The sequence below is a fragment of the Streptomyces sp. NBC_00310 genome (assembly GCF_036208085.1).
Taxonomy (GTDB): Bacteria; Actinomycetota; Actinomycetes; order Streptomycetales; family Streptomycetaceae; genus Streptomyces.
The window spans coordinates 6,610,041-6,626,323 of record NZ_CP130714.1 but is presented as its reverse complement, the minus strand read 5'-3'; the positions used below and the strand labels follow the sequence as shown (position 1 = coordinate 6,626,323).

At 70.3% G+C, this 16,283-nt stretch carries 22 protein-coding genes and 1 pseudogene; 15 read left to right on the top strand and 8 right to left on the bottom strand.

Annotated elements, in window-relative coordinates:
- Nucleotides 1–14 precede the first annotated feature (14 nt).
- From mqnE to OG202_RS29045, 3 genes are all read right to left on the bottom strand, one after another.
- Entirely contained in the window at nt 15–1,178 is a 1,164-nt protein-coding gene (mqnE, locus tag OG202_RS29055; RefSeq protein ID WP_327728253.1) for an aminofutalosine synthase MqnE, read from the bottom strand.
- 68 nt (nt 1,179–1,246) lie between these two features.
- Nucleotides 1,247–1,702, bottom strand: coding sequence for an Lrp/AsnC family transcriptional regulator (locus OG202_RS29050; protein ID WP_326579087.1), 456 nt, complete (start codon nt 1,700–1,702; stop codon nt 1,247–1,249).
- Between the two features lie 124 nt (nt 1,703–1,826).
- Nucleotides 1,827–2,525 carry a UbiX family flavin prenyltransferase gene (locus OG202_RS29045; protein WP_326579089.1) on the bottom strand — a complete coding sequence of 233 codons (699 nt, stop codon included), beginning with the start codon at nt 2,523–2,525 and terminating at the stop codon, nt 1,827–1,829.
- Nucleotides 2,526–2,616: 91 nt separating this feature from the next.
- Here OG202_RS29045 and OG202_RS29040 point away from each other — a divergent pair, with 91 nt between their 5' ends.
- Nucleotides 2,617–3,246 (top strand): rhomboid family intramembrane serine protease, encoded by a 630-nt coding sequence (locus OG202_RS29040; RefSeq protein WP_327728254.1) that lies wholly within the window; start codon nt 2,617–2,619, stop codon nt 3,244–3,246.
- Here the strand turns inward: OG202_RS29040 and OG202_RS29035 are convergent.
- From OG202_RS29035 to OG202_RS29025, 3 genes are read right to left on the bottom strand one after another with little or no spacing between them, the layout of a single operon-like run.
- Complete coding sequence (locus OG202_RS29035; protein ID WP_326579093.1) at nt 3,229–3,801, bottom strand: Uma2 family endonuclease; 573 nt, start codon at nt 3,799–3,801, stop codon at nt 3,229–3,231. The two genes, OG202_RS29040 and OG202_RS29035, sit on opposite strands and share 18 nt — an antisense overlap.
- A 44-nt stretch (nt 3,802–3,845) precedes the next feature.
- Nucleotides 3,846–4,748 carry a menaquinone biosynthesis prenyltransferase MqnP gene (gene mqnP / locus OG202_RS29030; protein WP_327728255.1) on the bottom strand — a complete coding sequence of 301 codons (903 nt, stop codon included), beginning with the start codon at nt 4,746–4,748 and terminating at the stop codon, nt 3,846–3,848.
- Nucleotides 4,745–6,202, bottom strand: a complete 1,458-nt coding sequence (locus OG202_RS29025) for a menaquinone biosynthesis decarboxylase (protein ID WP_328223831.1) — start codon at nt 6,200–6,202, stop codon at nt 4,745–4,747. The genes mqnP and OG202_RS29025 overlap by 4 nt, the downstream gene beginning before the upstream one ends.
- Nucleotides 6,203–6,319: 117 nt before the next feature.
- Between OG202_RS29025 and OG202_RS29020 the strand changes: the two genes are divergently transcribed.
- Nucleotides 6,320–6,745: a PLD nuclease N-terminal domain-containing protein gene (locus OG202_RS29020; RefSeq protein WP_328223830.1), complete on the top strand. Its 426-nt coding sequence runs from the start codon at nt 6,320–6,322 to the stop codon at nt 6,743–6,745.
- Between the two features lie 21 nt (nt 6,746–6,766).
- Here the strand turns inward: OG202_RS29020 and OG202_RS29015 are convergent, their stop codons facing one another.
- Nucleotides 6,767–7,093, bottom strand: coding sequence for an ArsR/SmtB family transcription factor (locus tag OG202_RS29015; RefSeq protein WP_327728258.1), 327 nt, complete (start codon nt 7,091–7,093; stop codon nt 6,767–6,769).
- Between the two features lie 189 nt (nt 7,094–7,282).
- Between OG202_RS29015 and OG202_RS29010 the strand changes: the two genes are divergently transcribed.
- The 11 genes and pseudogenes from OG202_RS29010 to OG202_RS28960 all read left to right on the top strand — a co-directional run bounded on the left by OG202_RS29010 (nt 7,283) and on the right by OG202_RS28960 (nt 14,427).
- Nucleotides 7,283–8,278: a quinone oxidoreductase family protein gene (locus OG202_RS29010; protein WP_326579103.1), complete on the top strand. Its 996-nt coding sequence runs from the start codon at nt 7,283–7,285 to the stop codon at nt 8,276–8,278.
- Nucleotides 8,279–8,378: 100 nt separating this feature from the next.
- On the top strand, nt 8,379–9,098 hold the full coding sequence (locus tag OG202_RS29005; protein WP_328223829.1) for a MerR family transcriptional regulator: 720 nt from the start codon (nt 8,379–8,381) through the stop codon (nt 9,096–9,098).
- 73 nt (nt 9,099–9,171) lie between these two features.
- The gene (locus tag OG202_RS29000; RefSeq protein ID WP_326585671.1) at nt 9,172–9,495 is read left to right on the top strand and encodes a gas vesicle protein GvpO; all 324 of its coding nucleotides are present in this window, start codon (nt 9,172–9,174) and stop codon (nt 9,493–9,495) included.
- Between the two features lie 104 nt (nt 9,496–9,599).
- Nucleotides 9,600–10,055 (top strand): gas vesicle structural protein GvpA, encoded by a 456-nt coding sequence (locus OG202_RS28995; RefSeq protein ID WP_327732141.1) that lies wholly within the window; start codon nt 9,600–9,602, stop codon nt 10,053–10,055.
- 8 nt (nt 10,056–10,063) lie between these two features.
- A complete protein-coding gene (locus OG202_RS28990) occupies nt 10,064–10,777 on the top strand; it encodes a GvpL/GvpF family gas vesicle protein (protein ID WP_327728261.1) in 714 nt (237 codons plus the stop codon).
- A gap of 152 nt (nt 10,778–10,929) precedes the next feature.
- Complete coding sequence (locus OG202_RS28985; protein WP_405895225.1) at nt 10,930–11,196, top strand: gas vesicle protein GvpG; 267 nt, start codon at nt 10,930–10,932, stop codon at nt 11,194–11,196.
- Nucleotides 11,193–11,843 (top strand): ABC transporter substrate-binding protein, encoded by a 651-nt coding sequence (locus tag OG202_RS28980; RefSeq protein WP_328223828.1) that lies wholly within the window; start codon nt 11,193–11,195, stop codon nt 11,841–11,843. The genes OG202_RS28985 and OG202_RS28980 overlap by 4 nt, the downstream gene beginning before the upstream one ends.
- A complete protein-coding gene (locus OG202_RS28975; protein ID WP_327728263.1) occupies nt 11,836–12,972 on the top strand; it encodes an SRPBCC family protein in 1,137 nt (378 codons plus the stop codon). Before OG202_RS28980 ends, OG202_RS28975 begins: the two co-directional genes overlap by 8 nt.
- A complete protein-coding gene (gene gvpJ, locus OG202_RS28970) occupies nt 12,969–13,502 on the top strand; it encodes a gas vesicle protein GvpJ (protein WP_326579113.1) in 534 nt (177 codons plus the stop codon). The genes OG202_RS28975 and gvpJ overlap by 4 nt, the downstream gene beginning before the upstream one ends.
- Nucleotides 13,503–13,580: 78 nt before the next feature.
- Nucleotides 13,581–13,877: pseudogene (locus OG202_RS46600) on the top strand (gas vesicle protein); the annotation flags it as partial.
- Between the two features lie 133 nt (nt 13,878–14,010).
- Nucleotides 14,011–14,427 carry a gas vesicle protein K gene (locus tag OG202_RS28960; protein WP_326579115.1) on the top strand — a complete coding sequence of 139 codons (417 nt, stop codon included), beginning with the start codon at nt 14,011–14,013 and terminating at the stop codon, nt 14,425–14,427.
- Between the two features lie 15 nt (nt 14,428–14,442).
- On the opposite strand, the gene OG202_RS28955 is transcribed toward OG202_RS28960, so the two are convergent.
- Nucleotides 14,443–14,565, bottom strand: a complete 123-nt coding sequence (locus OG202_RS28955; protein ID WP_327728264.1) for a hypothetical protein — start codon at nt 14,563–14,565, stop codon at nt 14,443–14,445.
- 240 nt (nt 14,566–14,805) lie between these two features.
- Here OG202_RS28955 and OG202_RS28950 point away from each other — a divergent pair, with 240 nt between their 5' ends.
- Both OG202_RS28950 and OG202_RS28945 read left to right on the top strand, forming a co-directional pair.
- Nucleotides 14,806–15,297: a nucleoside deaminase gene (locus OG202_RS28950; RefSeq protein WP_327728265.1), complete on the top strand. Its 492-nt coding sequence runs from the start codon at nt 14,806–14,808 to the stop codon at nt 15,295–15,297.
- On the top strand, nt 15,281–16,255 hold the full coding sequence (locus OG202_RS28945; protein ID WP_328223827.1) for an isopenicillin N synthase family dioxygenase: 975 nt from the start codon (nt 15,281–15,283) through the stop codon (nt 16,253–16,255). Before OG202_RS28950 ends, OG202_RS28945 begins: the two co-directional genes overlap by 17 nt.
- Nucleotides 16,256–16,283 lie beyond the last annotated feature (28 nt).

Below are 16,283 nucleotides of genomic sequence, written 5' to 3'. Positions count from 1 at the left end.
GGAGAGCCTGTCCGTCAGAGCCGCATCGGCTGGGGGGAGTCCCTGCGGGACGGGTCCGGGGCGTCGTACTCGCGGATGATCTCGTACCTCGTGTTCCGTTCGACGGGGCGGAAGCCGGCGTCGCGGATGAGGTCGAGCAGGTCCTCGCGGGTCAGCTTGTTCGGCGTGCCGTAGTTGTCCGCGTCGTGGGTGATCTTGTACTCGACGACCGAGCCGTCCATGTCGTCGGCGCCGTGCTGGAGCGCCAGCTGGGCCGTCTGGACGCCGTGCATGACCCAGAAGACCTTGACGTGGGGGACGTTGTCGAACAGCAGCCTCGACACCGCGAAGGTCTTCAACGCCTCCGCGCCCGTTGCCATCTGGGTGCGGGCCTGGAGGCGGTTGCGTACCTTGCCGTCCTGCATGTCGACGAAGTCGTGCTGGTAGCGGAGGGGGATGAAGACCTGGAAGCCGCCGGTCTCGTCCTGCAGTTCGCGCAGGCGCAGGACGTGGTCCACCCGGTGGCGCGGCTCCTCGATGTGGCCGTAGAGCATGGTGCAGGGGGTCTTGAGACCCTTCTCGTGCGCCAGGCGGTGGATCCGCGACCAGTCCTCCCAGTGGGTGCGGTGGTCGACGATGTGCTGCCGGACCTCCCAGTCGAAGATCTCCGCGCCGCCACCGGTGAGCGACTCCAGGCCCGCTTCGATCAGCTCGTCGAGGATCTCGGACGCCGACAGGCCGCTGATCGTCTCGAAGTGGTGGATCTCCGTGGCCGTGAAGGCCTTCAGGGACACGTTCGGGAGGGCGGCCTTCAGCTCCTTCAGGGAGCGCGGGTAGTAGCGCCACGGGAGGTTCGGGTGCAGGCCGTTGACGATGTGCAGCTCGGTGAGGTTCTCGCCCTCCATCGCCTTGGCGAGCTTCACCGCCTCCTCGATGCGCATCGTGTACGCGTCCTTCTCCCCCGGCTTGCGCTGGAAGGAGCAGTACGCGCAGGAGGCCGTGCACACGTTGGTCATGTTGAGGTGGCGGTTGACGTTGAAGTGGACGACGTCACCGTTCTTCCGCGTCCGCACCTCGTGCGCCAGACCGCCCAGCCAGGCCAGGTCGTCCGACTCGTACAGCGCGATGCCGTCCTCGCGGGTCAGCCGCTCGCCGGAGCGGACCTTCTCCTCCAGCTCGCGCTTGAGCCCGACGTCCATGCCCACACCTTTCACCGACCGACCTGCCTGTCTGCCTCGAAGACCTCGTCAACCCTACGTCTCCTGCCCTACTCCTCCTCCGGCAGCTCACCCACCCGGTTCTCCCACTTCGTGGAGAGCACGATCGTCGTACGGGTCCTGGACACGCCCTTCGTGCCGGAGAGCCGGCGGATGGTCTTCTCCAGACCGTCGACGTCGGGGGCGCGCACCTTGAGCATGTACGAGTCGTCACCCGCGATGAACCAGCAGTCCTCGATCTCGGCCAGGTCCCGCAGCCGCTGCGCCACGTCCTCGTGGTCGACGGCGTCGGAGAGGGAGATGCCGATGAGCGCGGTCACGCCGAGGCCGAGGGAGGCCGCGTTGACGGTGGCGCGATAGCCGGTGATGACACCGGCCGCCTCCAGCCGGTTGATGCGGTCGGTGACACTGGGTCCCGACAGGCCGACGAGGCGTCCCAGCTCCGCGTAGGAGGCCCGGCCGTTCTCCCTCAGGGCCTGGATGAGCTGCCTGTCCACCGCGTCCATGCGATCGGTTGCCTTCCGCTGAAGAGTTGCGTTGTGGGTGCTACGTGCTCAGGTTGTGGGTGATACGTGCTCAGTGGGACGAGCGGGATGAGGGTGATACGGGGCCGGGGTGGGCGCTTACGGCTCAGTCGGTCGTACGGGAAGCCCGTCCGCCGCCCACGTCGCCCTCCCAGCGCCGGTACAGGGTGTGTGGGACGCCCGCCGCGTCCAGCGCCCGTCCGGCGACGAAGTCCACCAGGTCCTGGATGTGCGTGGCCCCCGCGTAGAACGCCGGGGACGCGGGCAGTACGGTCGCGCCCGCCTCGTCCAGGGTCACCAGGTGCCGCAGGGTCTGCCCGTTCAACGGGGTCTCGCGTACGGCGACCACGAGACGCCGGCTCTCCTTGAGGGTCACGCTCGCCGCCCGTTGCAGCAGGTCCTTGGAGAGCCCCAGGGCCACGCCCGCGACGCACGCCGTCGACGCGGGGACGATCAGCATCCCCTTGACGGGGTACGAGCCCGAGGACGGCCCCGCTGCCAGGTCACCTGCGCTCCAGTGCCGTACGCGGTCGCCCTCGACGTTCACGGCGAACGTGTCGGGCTTGCCGTCGGCCCCGCGGGCCAGCCATTCCCGCAGGTCGTCGCGCCAGTGCGCGTCCCGGAAGGAGATTCCCGTCTCGTCCAGCAGCGTCAGCCGCGAGGCCCGGGACACCACGAGGTCGACGCGCTCGCCGGCGGCGAGGAGCGCGCGCAGCACGGCCGCGGCGTATGGGGTGCCGGATGCGCCGGACACCCCTACGATCCAAGGCGTACGCGGCGTCTCTCCTGGCTTGACTGGGTTCACGACCCCGAGCCTATCCGGCGCCGCGGGGCGGGAACCGGTCAAGGGGGCACGGCCGTTTCCTGGAGGGGACGAGATGACTCGGGGGTTCGACATGGCTGGTGGAGTGCGTGGGGCGCTGAGCCCGGAGCGGGAGTGGTCGCGCGGGGACCGTGCGAAGGCCGCGGCCAAGCTGATGGTGGGCTGGGTGGCGCTGCTGTGGATCCTGGAAGTCGTCGATGCGGCGACCGGCCATGCGCTGGACGACTTCGGCATCGTGCCGCGTTCGGTGCCCGAGCTGGTCGATGTCGTGCCCGCGTCGTTCATCCACTTCGGCTTCGCCCATGTCGCCGCGAACAGCGTGCCGCTGCTGGTGCTGGGCTTCCTCTCGGCGCTCGGCGGGCTGCGCCGGTTCGCCGCCGTGTGCGCGCTGATCATCGTCGCGGACGGGCTGGGGGTCTGGCTGATATCCCCGGACAACACGAACACGGCGGGCGCGTCCGGCGTGGTCTTCGGGCTCTTCGGTTTCCTGGTCGTCAGCGGGTTCGTCGAGCGGCGGCTGATGGGGGTGGCGGTAGGGGTTCTCGTCGCGGCCGTCTGGGGCGGGTCGATCCTGGCCGGGGTCGCGCCGACCGAGACCGGCATCAGCTGGCAGGGGCATCTGATCGGGTTGGTGACGGGGGTGGTGGCGGCGTTCCTGTTCCGGCGCCGGGCGGACGGGCCGCGCTCAGGGCGCGCTGGGTGACCCGGGGTCCACAGGAAGGCGGCTGGAATCGACCGTGAGGCGACCGATCTTGGTCTCCACGGTGAGCTTGCCGCCGTACGGAAGCGTGTCTCGTCCACGGTAGCCGTCGGGGCCGGGATTCCAGAGCGTGACGAGATGCGCCTTCTGCGGATCGAAGATCAGGTAATTCGGGATGCCTCGAGAGGCGTACTGCTTGTTCTTGACCTCGTAGTCGTTGCGGACGCTGCTTGGGGAGACGACCTCGATGGCGAGCTCGATGAGGTCGGGTGCGTAGGACGTCAGATTCCGGTTCTTCTCGGCCGCTGGGATGAGCGCGAGATCGGGGCAGAACTCGAAGTCGTCGCTGAACGGGATGGCCACATCGCTGATGAAACCCCACTCCGGGCCCAGCTGAGCTTCCAGCTGTGTCCAAAGCCGCATGATGGTCTCGTTGTGGAACGGCCTCAGCGGACTCATCACGATGTTGCCCTCGACAATCTCCATCCGGTATCCGCGGAACATGTCCTCGTACCGGGCGAGCTGCGAGTGCAGGCGGTCACTGTCCGAGATGGTCACGTCGGCCTCCGTCTCTCTGCACTCGATGGTAGGCCGCACCGTACTCAGAGGGTCAGACCCCGAACCAGAAGATCCAGCAGCGCACACACGAACAGGGCAATGCCGATGAACCCGTTGACGGAGAAGAACGCCCGGTTCAGGCGCGACAGGTCGTGCGGCCGCACGATCGAGTGCTCGTACACGAACGCGCCCGCGACGACCGCCAGGCCCAGCCACAGGAACGCGCCCGCGTCCGTCGCCACCGCGTACCAGACGAACAGGCCCGTCGTCAGGACGTGGCAGACCCTCGCCGCCCAGATCGCCGCCGGGATGCCGAAGCGGGCCGGCACCGACAGGACGCCGGACTCGCGGTCGGACTCGACGTCCTGGCAGGCGTAGATGAGGTCGAAGCCGCCGATCCAGATGCCGACGGCCAGGCCGAGGACGACCGCGTCCCAGGACCACTCCCCCGTGATCGCGAGCCAGCCGCCGACCGGGCCCATGGCCTGGGCGAGGCCCAGGATGGCCTGGGGGTAGTTCGTGAAGCGTTTGCCGTAGGGGTAGACGACCATCGGGATGACGGCGACGGGGGCCAGGGCCAGGCAGAGCGGGTTCAGCAGCGCCGCCGAGCCGAGGAAGATCACGACCGCGATCAGGGCGCCCGTCCAGGCGTGCTTGACCGACATGGCGCCCGTCACCAGCTCGCGGTGTGCCGTACGCGGGTTCCGGGCGTCGATCTCGCGGTCGATGATCCGGTTGACCGCCATCGCGAAGGTACGCAGGCCCACCATGCAGACGGTGACCAGGAGCAGCCGGACCCAGTGGACGTTGCCGTCCAGCTGGAACATGGCCGTGAGCGCGGCGATGTACGCGAAGGGCAGCGCGAAGATCGAGTGCTCGATCATCACCAGGCGGAGGAAGGCCTTCGTCCGGCCCGGCTGGGGGATCGCGGCGGAGGCGCTGGTCACAGGCCGTACTCCTTCCAGCGGCGGTCGACCAGGGCCGAGGTGGCGGGGTCGGACTCGACCATGTCGGGCCAGCCGCCGTCCCGGGTGTAGCCCTCCTCGGTCCACTTCTTCGTGGCGTCGATGCCCGCCTTGCCGCCCCAGAACTGCTGGTAGGAGGCGTGGTCCAGATGGTCCACCGGGCCTTCGACCACCGAGAGGTCCCGGGCGTAGTCCGTGTTGCCGAGCGCGCGCCAGGCGACCTCGTGCAGGTCGTGGACGTCGCAGTCGGAGTCGACGACCACGATCAGCTTGGTCAGGGACATCATGTGGGCGCCCCAGATCGCGTGCATGACCTTCTGCGCGTGCTTGGGGTACTTCTTGTCGATCGAGATGATCGCGCAGTTGTGGAAGCCGCCGGCCTCGGGCAGGTGGTAGTCCACGATGTCCGGGACGATGATCTTCAGGAGCGGCAGGAAGAAGCGTTCCGTCGCGCGGCCCAGCGGGCCGTCCTCCGTCGGCGGGCGGCCGACGACGATCGACTGGAGCAACGGCCGCTTCCGCATCGTCACGCAGTCGATCTTCAGGGCGGGGAACGGTTCCTGCGGGGTGTAGAAGCCGGTGTGGTCGCCGAACGGACCCTCGGGGAGCATCTCGCCGGGCTCCAGCCAGCCCTCGATGACGACCTCCGCCTGCGCCGGCACCTGCAGCGGCACCGTCTTGCAGTCGACCATCTCGATCCGCTTCCCCGAGACGAACCCGGCGAACAGGTACTCGTCGATGTCACCGGGAAGCGGGGCCGTGGAGGCGTAGGTCACGGCGGGCGGGCAGCCGAAGGCGATGGCGACCGGCAGGCGTTCGCCGCGCTTGGCGGCCACCTGGTAGTGGTTGCGGCTGTCCTTGTGGATCTGCCAGTGCATGCCGATGGTGCGCTTGTCGTGGCGCTGGAGGCGGTAGAGGCCGAGGTTGCGTACGCCGGTCTCGGGGTGCTTGGTGTGGGTGAGGCCGAGGTTGAAGAAGGAGCCGCCGTCCTTCGGCCAGGTGAACAGCGCCGGAAGCTGTTCCAGATCCACGTCGTCGCCCTGGAGGACCACCTCCTGTACGGGGGCGCTGTCCGCCTTCACCTTCTTCGGCGGGACGTGGGTCATCGCGCCGAGCTTCCCGAACGCCTCGCGCACGCCGACGAAGCCGTGGGGCAGCTCCGGCTTGAGCAGGCCGCCGATCTTCTCGCTGATCTCGCCGTACGACTTGAGGCCGAGGGCCTTCAGCAGGCGGCGGTCCGTGCCGAAGACGTTCATCGCGAGGGGCATCGAGGTGCCCTTCACGTTCTCGAAGAGCAGGGCGGGGCCGCCGGCCTTGTTGACCCGGTCGACGATCTCCCCGACCTCCAGGTAGGGGTCGACTTCGGCCTTGATGCGCTTGAGATCGCCCTCGCGCTCCAGTGCGCGGAGCAGGGAGCGAAGATCGTCGTAAGCCATGGGGTCAAGTATCCCCGAGGGGCTACCCTGACCCCGTCACGGGGCCCGGCGCACGGTCCCGCCGTCATTTCCGGGGGCCGGTACGCGGGCCCACCGCCGTTTCCAGGGGGCTGTTCCATGCTCAGGGTGTTGATGTACCTCGTGCCGTTGGCGCTGACGATCTACGCGTTCATCGACTGCCTCAACACCCCCGAGGACGAGGCGAAGCACCTGCCGAAGATCGCCTGGGTCTTCATCATCCTGCTCTTCTGGATCGTCGGCCCGATCGCCTGGCTCGCCGCCGGCAAGCTCCGCAACGCCCCCGCGGGCGGCCGCACCCCCTCCGAGTGGCACCGCGAGCACCGCACGCAGTACGTCGCCCCCGACGACAACCCCGAGTTCCTGAAGTCCCTCGCCGAGGACAACAAGAAGGACGAGTCCCTCCTCAAGAGCTGGGAGGCCGACCTGCGCCGCCGCGAGGAGGAGCTGAAGCGGCAGGAGGAGGAGAAGCCGGACCAGGGGGGCAAGGGGAGCAAGGGCGACAAGAAGGACGGCGAGGAGTAGGGCCCGGCCGGGGCCGAGACCTCAGTCCTCGCGCAGGACGAGGGCGAGCAGCCCGGGGAAGCGGGCGTCGAACTCCTCGCGGCGCAGGCGGTTGACGCGCCTGGCGCCCTCGTCGCGCTGTTCGACCAGTCCGGCACCGCGGAGCACCGAGAAGTGGTGACTGAGGGCGGCCTTGCCGACCGGCACGTCGAAGCTGCCGCAGCTGCGCGTCCAGACCGGGGAGCCCGCCAACTCCCGTACGAGCGTGATGCGTACGGGATCGGCGAGGGCCGCGAGGGCGGTCAGGACCGGGACGTCGTCGGGGTGGGTGTGTTCGGGAGCCGCCCGATGGCCGGCACGTTCCGCCATGTCCGCCCTTTCCTGTCGCACCTCTCGCGGAGGACTCTCGCACCTCGCGGAGGCTTCACTCCTCGCGGGTGCCCGCGCCTTGCAGAGTGCCCGCGCCTTGCAGAGTGGCCGCGCCTTGCGAAGTGTTCGATGAGAACCATACACTCGCGAGTGTTCGCTTTTCATTGAACAGTCGAGCGGGAGTCCGGCATGCGCGCGATCGAGTTCCAGGAGTACGGCGACCCCGAGGTCCTGACGGTGGTGGAGGCGGAGGTTCCCGAGCCCGGCCCCGGGCAGGTCAGCGTCGATGTGGCGTACGCCGGGGTGAACTTCGCCGACCTGAAGGCCCGCGCCGAGGGCTACCGGGTCCCGGCGCTCCCCTACCGCCCCGGCCTGGAGGTCTCCGGACGGGTGCGCGCGCTCGGCGAGGGCGTCGAGGGGCTGAGCGTCGGGCAGCAGGTGACCGCGCTGACGGACGCGGGCGCGTACGCGGAGGTGGTGGTGGCCGACGCGGTGACCGTGTTCCCGCTGCCCGAGGGCCTGGGCCTCCGTACGGGCGCCACGCTCCCCACCGTGCTGCCGACGGCGTACGCGCTCGTGCACGCGGTGGGGCGGCTGCGGGCCGGGGAGAGGGTGCTCGTGCAGGGCGCGGCGGGCGGGATCGGCACCGTGGCGGGGCAGTTGGCGAAGGCGGCGGGCGCGGCGGCGGTGTACGGGGTGGTGTCGGACGCGGCCAAGGCGAAGCACGCGCTGGCCCACGGCTACGACGAGGTCTTCGCCGGCACCGACACCGGGTTCTTCGCGGACGAGGTGCGCGCCGCGACCGGTGGCCGTGGCGTCGACCTGGTCCTCGACCCCGTCGGCGGCGACACGCTCCGCGCCGGGCTCGCCTCCCTCGCCCCGTTCGGCCGCCTGGTCTCCTTCGGCAACGCGAGCGGGGAGCGGCCGTGGACCGTCGGCCAGCCGGAGCTGTACCCGCTCGGTCTGACCGTGTCCGGGTTCTCCGTCCTCGCCCTCGCCACGTCGGCGCCCGCCGAGCTGCGCACCCTCGCCGAGCGGGCCTTCGCCGCGGTCGTCGACGGGGTGGTGTCCCTCCCGGTGACCGCCGAGTTCGATCTGGCGGAGGCGGCGGAGGCCCACCGGCTGATGGGCACGCGCAAGAGCGTGGGGAAGCTGTTGCTGCGGGTGGGGGGCGGGGAGGCGTAGGCACCGCCGCCCCCGGCCGGCCGGTCCTCGGCCGGCCGGTCCTTCCTCGGACCGGAAACTCCCTCCCCTCGCTCCTCGAACCGCCCTAGCCTTCGACCCGATGCCCGCACTCGAACGAACCTCCGCCCGCCTCCGGCCCGTCGACCTGGCCCGCCTCCTGGGTGTCTCCACGCAGCAGATCCGCAACTACGAGGAGGCCGGGGTGCTGCCGCCCGTGCCGCGTACGGACTCGGGGTACCGGGTCTTCGGGGACGCGCACCGGCGGGCGCTGCTGACGTACCGGGCGGTGTCGCAGGGGTACGGGGCGGTGGCGGCCACGCGGATCATGCGGACCGTGCACGAGGGGGACGTACCCGGTGCGCTGGCGTTGGTGGACGCGGCGCACGCGGCGCTGCACGCGGAGCGGGTGTCGTTGCGGGCGACGCGCGAGGCGTTGGAGACGCTGGCCGGGGAGCCGCCCGAGGACGACGTACCCGGCCCCGATCTGCTGATCGGCGAGGTCGCCGCGCTGCTCGGCGTGCGGACGTCCACGCTCCGCGTCTGGGAGGCCGCCGGGCTCCTCTCCCCCCGCCGCGCACGCGGCACCGGCTACCGCCACTACGCGCCCGACGAGGTACGCGACGCCCGCTTCATCCTCGCCCTCCGCCGCAACCACTACCTCCTCGACCACATCCGTCCCGTCCTCGAAGACCTCCGCCGGGAGGGCGGCACCGAGGCCCTGAGTTCCGCGATCACCACCCGCCGCACCGCGCTGACCACCCGCACGGCGGCGATGCTGGAGGGAGCGGGCCACCTGCACTCCTACCTGACGACGGAGTGAACGCGAGGGCCCGCTCAGGAGTGGCATAGGAGGCGCCGGAGGTCGATGATGGACAAAGGGTAAGAAGGTGATGATGACGAACGGTCACGAGTCGGAGAAGCGCCGTTCCCCGCGGCAGGAGCCCGCCGAGGAACGCCTCTCCGCGCCCGAGGCCATGCGGAGCGCGATCGAGCAGCTCACCGAGTTGCTGGGCCGCGCTCCCGAGTCAGTTTCCGCGCTGAAGCCGACCGACGAGGGCTGGGAGGCCCAGGTCGAGGTCCTGGAGCTGGAGCGCGTCCCGCAGACGACCAGTGTGATGGCCGGCTACCGGGTCGTTCTGGATCCCGCGGGCAAGCTGCTGGCGTACGAGCGCGGACGCCGGTACACGCGCGCGCAGGTCGACCGGGGCAACCGCTGAGCCGACGCGGCCACGGCCGCCGAGAAGTCGGCAACGCCGTCTGAGCCACGGCTCGCAGCCCCTGACGTACGGCTTCCCGCATCGGAAGGGAAGAGATCGTGACTGTGGTGCCGCAGGGCGAGGGCGGCGCCGGCGTCGCCCGTGGTGGTGGCTCGGGAAACCTGTACGACGTGCTGGAACTCGTCCTCGACCGGGGGCTGGTCATCGACGCGTTCGTACGGGTCTCCCTGGTGGGCATCGAGATCCTGAAGATCGACGCCCGGGTCGTCGTGGCCAGTGTCGACACGTATCTGCGCTTCGCGGAGGCGTGCAACCGGCTGGACCTGGAATCGGGGCGCAAGGCCCCCTCCCAGCTGACGGACATCGTCGGGGACACCACCGAGGCGGGCGCCCGGGGCAAGAGCAAAGGGGCACTCACGGGCGCGGTCCAGGCCGTCACCGATTCGCTCCAGAAGGGGCGCGGGGACGAGGACGAGCGCGGGTCCGTCGGGCGCGAGAAGCAGCGCGTGCGCTCCGAGCGGAGCGCGAGCCGCCGTTCCTCCAGAGACCGTGAGGAGTGACCGAGCCGATGTCCGTGTACGTCTACGCGATCACCAAGGCGGCACATCCGCTGGGCCTGGACCACGTCAAGGGCGTCGGAGAGGACCCCGCCGAACTGCACGCCGTCAGCAGCGGCGAGCTGAGTGCCGTCGTCAGCGAGGCCCCCGAGGTGCTCTCGGTCAGCCGCCGGGACGTGGAGGCCCACCTCGATGTCCAGGAACAGCTGTGGGCCGACGGCGCCATTCTGCCGATGAGCTTCGGCTTCGTCGCCCCGGACGAGTCCGCCGTGGAAGAGCTGCTCCAGGAGCGGGCCGAGGCGTTCTCCCAGCGGCTCGACGAGCTCACCGGACGCGCGGAGTTCAACGTCAAGGGCGTACTGGACGAGGACACCCTCCTGCGCGCCGTGCTGACGGAGTCCGCGCGGGCCCGTGAGCTCAACGACGCGATCCGCGAGGGCGGCGGCACGTACGAGGACCGCCTCGCCCTTGGCGAACTCGTGGCCCAGGAGGTGCAGAGCCGGCAGGAGGCGCTGGGTGAGGAGGCCCTCGCCGCACTGCGGCCCTACGCCCTGGCCGAGCAGGTCACCCCACCGTCCCAGCAGTACTTCGTGAACGCCTCGTTCCTGGTGGACGGCGAGAAGTCCGACGAGTTCGCCGAGGCCGGAGGAGAGCTGGCCGAGGCCCTGGGAGAGGGGGTGGAGCTGCGGCTGCGCGGGCCGCTGCCGCCGTACAGCTTCGTATGACCGCGTACGACTTCGCATGACCGCGTACGACTTCGCATGACCGCGTACGACTTCGTATGACCGCGTACGAAAGTGACGGACCTTCAGCTCGATGGACGGCCCTTCCAGCTCGATGGACGGCCCATCCGCTCGATTCACCCCGAGGAGGCGTTGTGGTGGGACTGGTCGGGACGATTCTGACGTTGCCGTTCGCTCCGGTGCGGGGTGTCGGGTGGGTGGTCGACAAGGTGCGACAGGTCGCCGAGGACGAGTACTACGACCCGGGGCCCATCCAGGAGGAGCTCGTGAAGCTGGAGCAGGCGCGGGTCGAAGGGCAGGTCGACGAGGAGGAATTCGCGCGGCGCGAGGAGGAGTTGCTGCACCGGCTGGAGGAGATCAGCGCCTACCGGCTCCAGCAGCAGAGGGAGGCAGAGTCATGAACAACGCCACGATGGGCGCGGCCGTCCTCGGCGGTTATCTGCTGGGGCGGACGAAGAAGGCCAAGCTCGCCCTCGGCCTCGGCGCGCTGCTGGCCGGATCCCGGGTCAAGCCCGGGCAGTTGGGCAACGCGCTCGACGTCCCGTTCCTCGGCGACATCACCAAGCGGGTGCGCACCGAGCTGACGGACGCCGGCAAGGCCGCGGCGACCTCCGTACTGACGGCGAAGGCCGACAGCCTGGCCGGAACCCTGCACGAACGCACCGCGGGGCTGCGGGAGCGGGCCGAGGGGAAGGGCGACCAGGACGAAGACGAGGCTGAGGCTGAGGCCGAGGTCGAGGACGAGGTCGACGAGGACGAGGAGGAAGTCCCCGAAGAGGAAGTCGAGGAGGGAGACGAGGAGGAAGACGAAGGGGGAGACGAGGAGGAAGGTCCGGAAGAGGACGAGAAGCCCGCACAGAGGCGGAAGAGCCCGGCCGGGAAGACCGGCGCGGGGACCACGGCGCGCCGCGGCGGCGGACGCTCGACGGCTCAGCGCGGCGGGTCCACGGCCCGGAAGAGCGCCCCGCGCCCGAAGAAGAAGACCGCTGCGGCGAGCCGCGCCAAGAGCGGCTCCGGCTCACGGTCGAGGAGGCAGGACGATGGCTGAGGGCAGAACGGAGAAAGGCGGCCCGGCCGGTACCGGCACCCTCAGCAGGACGGGTGAGGAGGGTGCCGGTGTGAACGGGGGCACGAGCCGGCTGAAGGAAGAGCTGGAGGAGTACATCGAGGCCCGGATGTCGGTGATGCTCCAGAACGTGGGGCACGGGCTGGGCGACGGTGCGCGCAAGCTGAGCGACATGAGCGCGGGGACACTGACGTCGACCGCGACCCATGCCAAGGACGCGCTGGCGGACAAGACGAAGGGCGCCGCGGGCAAGGCGAAGGACGCCGTCACCGACAAGGCCAAGGACGTCACCGAAAAGGCGAAGGAGGCCGTCGGCAAGGGGCAACGCAAGGATCCCTCGGGCGGCAGCGGCAAGGGGTTCGCCATCATCGAGGACGTCGACGTGGGTGTCCCGGTGCGCGAGGCGTACAACCAGTGGACGCAGTACGAGGAATTCCAGCGGTTCGCCAAGGGTGTGGTCGGCGTCGAGCAGAAGGACGAGGTCACGACCCAGTGGCACGTCAAGGTCGCCAAGTCCAACCGTCGCTGGCGCGGCACCACCACGGAACAGGTGCCCGACGAGCGCATCGCCTGGACGTCCGAGGGCGACAAGGGGACGACCAGGGGCGTCGTCACCTTCCATCCGCTCGGGGAGAACCTCACCAAGGTGCTGCTCGTCCTCGAGTACTTCCCCAAGGGACTCTTCGAGAAGGTGGGAGGCCTGTTCCGGTCCCAGGGCCGTCGTGTCCGCCTCGACCTGAAGCTCTACCGCACGTTCGTCATGATGCGCGGCGAGGCCACCGGGGGCTGGCGCGGCGAGATCCGCGACGGAGAGCTCCAGGAGCCCGAGGAGGCCGACGAGGCGCGGGACGAGGAGGAAGAGGAGGAAGAGGAGGACGGCGCGGAGGGCGCGGAGGACCGGTACGACGAGGACGAGGAACCCGAGGCCGAGGCCGAGAACGACGACGAGGAGGGCGAAGGGGAGGAGGGAGAGGACACCGACGAGTACGAGGACGACGAGGACCAGGAACCCGAGGGCGGGTACGAGGACGAAGAGGACGAAGAACCCGAGGTCGAGGAGGCGGACGAGGGGCGGAGGAAGCCGAGGTCGAGGAGGTCGAGTGAGCCGTGACCCAGTCAGCCTCCCCCGTTCCCTCACCGTCGCGGAACCCCTATCCGTACGGCGGCGGTCAGGGCTCCAGCGCGAACCTCGCCGACATCCTTGAACGGGTGCTCGACAAGGGCATCGTCATCGTCGGCGACATCAAGATCAACCTGCTTGACATCGAGCTGCTCACGATCAAACTGCGCCTTCTGGTGGCCTCGGTCGACAAGGCGAAGGAGATCGGCATCGACTGGTGGGAGCACGACCCCGCCCTCTCCTCCCGCGCGTCCCGCCCCACCGACCGGCGCTCCCTCGCCGACGAGAACGAGCGTCTGCGCGCCGAGGTGGAGGAGCTGCGGCAACGCGTCGAGGAGCCCCCGCCGGAACTGTCCGCGCCCGCCGCGACCGGCTCGCCCGAGCGCCGCCGCCCCCGTCCCCGCCCCGCCGAGCGGAGGACCCGCGAGGCGGCGCCACGTGAGGAACGCCGTGCGGAGGAGCCGCGACGCAAGCGGCGCAAGGCGGCGGTGGACGACGAGGAAGACGACGACCGGGGCTGAGGACGACGACCGGAACTGGACGACCGGAACCGACTGACGAGAACGGAACGACTGGGGTTGAGGAGGGCTTCGCCGACGATGAGCGTGCACGGCGACCGCGACACCGCCCACTCCCACGGCGACAACGACGGTTACGGCAGGTACGACGGGTACGACGGGTACGACGGCAGGTACGACGACTACGACCGCCCGATCAGCGGGCGGCAGGTGGCGCTGATCGACCTGCTCGACCGCCTGCTGAGCGGCGGCGTCGTCCTGACCGGGGACCTCATCCTGAGCGTCGCGGACATCGACCTGGTCCGGGTGTCACTGCGCGCGGTGATCGTCGCCGTCCGCGAACAGATGGACGACCAGTGGGCACTGGCCCTGCCCGAGCGGACGTCCCTCGAACCCGAACGGACGTCCCTCGAAGCCGAGCAGACACCCCCCGAACCCGAGCGGACGCCCCCCGAACCCGAGCAGACACACCCCGAACCCGAGCGGACGCCCCGGGAAGGAGGTGGCACCGATGACGACCCCCCGGTCTGACGGCGGCCCCCACGCCGACCGCCTCCGCGAGGTCACCGAAGCCGCGACCCGCGCGTTCTCCCTGCTCCCCGCGCGGCCGGAGGAGATCACCCCGCCGCCCACGGGCCGAGCCGGAACGGGAACCGTGGCCCGCCGCCTGCACACCGACCCCGACACCGTGGAACGCGACCTCGTCCGCCTGGTCCTCACCATCGTCGAACTGCTCCGCCAACTGATGGAACGCCAGGCCCTCCACCGCGTCGACCACGGCGGCCTCACCGAGGACCAGGAAGAGCGCCTGGGCATGACCCTGATGATCCTCCACGACCGCATGAACGAACTCTGCGACCGCTACGGCCTCACCCTCGAAGACCTCAACCTGGACCTCGGCCCCCTGGGCACCCTCCTCCCGCCCTGACCGGCGAAGGCAGCCTCAGCCACCGGGCGTCACCTGGGGGAAGACCCTGCGCACCGCCGTGCTCCACGGCCGCCGCGCGAACATCGTCCGAGCCTGGGTCCGCAGCGCCCGCTCCACCCGGTCTTCGACCACAGCCACACCCCTGCCTAGTGATACGTCGGCAGAACACCCTGGCCGCAGGCGTGGTTCAACCGATGCTCGGGCGAGGGCGAACGGCCCCTCCGGCCGGCTGCCGACCCTGGCCCGGCTCTGTGCCGGAGTGTTCCAGACCGGCCCGGCTCGGGCCACGTTTGGAGGGCACTGCTCCGGCCACGGCTCAGGCCACAGTCAGCAGGCCCGCCGACTGTAGGCCCGCCGGTTCGGGGGCAGAGTGAGCTCATGAACCAGTCACAGTCACCGCCCCAGGCCGACGCACAGGCACGCGCCTGGCTGGCCACCGCCGTCGAGGAGGCCCGTGCCGGCCTCGCCGAGGGCGGTATCCCGATCGGCGCCGCCCTCTACGGCCCGGACGGCACCCTCCTGGGGCGCGGCCACAACCGCCGAGTCCAGGACGACGACCCCGCCCTGCACGCCGAGACGGCGGCGTTCCGCGCGGCGGGGCGGCAGCGGACGTATCGGGGTACGACGATGGTGACGACGCTGTCGCCGTGCTGGTACTGCTCCGGGCTGGTGCGGCAGTTCGGGATCTCGCGGGTGGTGGTCGGGGAGGCCACGACCTTCCACGGCGGGCACGACTGGCTCGCCGAGCACGGTGTGGAGATCCTGGTGCTGGACGACCCGGAGTGTGTGTCCCTCATGCGTGACTTCATCACGAACAACCCGGCCCTGTGGAACGAGGACATCGGTGACATCGGTGACATCGCTGAGTAGGCCCCGCATCCCCACCATCGACCTGCGCCCCTGGCTCGACGGCGGCCCCGAGGCCCGGGCCCGTATCGCCCGTACCGTCGACGAGGCGCTCCAGAGCGCCGGATTCCTCCTCGTCACCGGCCACGGTGTCGACCCGGCCCTGCGGACACGTATCCGGGAGGCCGCCCGCGCCTTCTTCGTGCTCCCCGTCGAGGCCAAACAGGTGTACGAGGTGAAGGTCGGGGGACGGGGGTGGCTCGGGCCGGGGGCCGAGGCGAACGGGTACGCGGAGGGGACTCAGACTCCGCCGGATCTCAAGGAGTCGCTGACGTTCGCGACGCACGAGCCGTTCGCCGACCCGGTGGTGAACGCGGAGTGGTACGCGCCGAACGTGTGGCCGACGGAGGTGCCGGAGCTGCGGGCGCTCTGCGAGGAGTACCTGGCGCGGATGGGCGAGCTGGAGAACCTGCTGCTCACCCTCCTCGGCGAGGCCCTCGGCCTGGAGCCGGACTTCTTCTCCCGGCACATGAGCCACCCCACCTACGGCTTCAACATCAACTGGTACCCGGGGACGGAGGTCGTCGGCGACCCGGAGCCGGGCCAGTTCCGGATCGGCCCGCACACCGACTTCGGCACGGTCACGATCCTCGACCGGCAGGCCGGGAAGGGCGGGCTCCAGGTGTACACGGACGAGGGCGGCTGGGAGGACGCCCCGTACGACCCCGCCGCCTTCACCATCAACATCGGTGACCTGATGGCCCGTTGGACCGGCGACCGCTGGCGTTCCGGCCGCCACCGCGTGCTGCCGCCCCCGGCCGACGAACCCGCCGAGGAGCTGATGTCGCTGGTCTACTTCGGCGAATGCACCCCGGGCACGGTCGTCGAGTCCGTGCCCGCGCCGGTCGGGCGGGTGGCACACCCTCCGGTGGACTCGCACGTCTACCTCCGGGCACAGCTGGACTCGATCACCGTCGACTGACCGATCACCGTCAACCGGCCGATCGCCG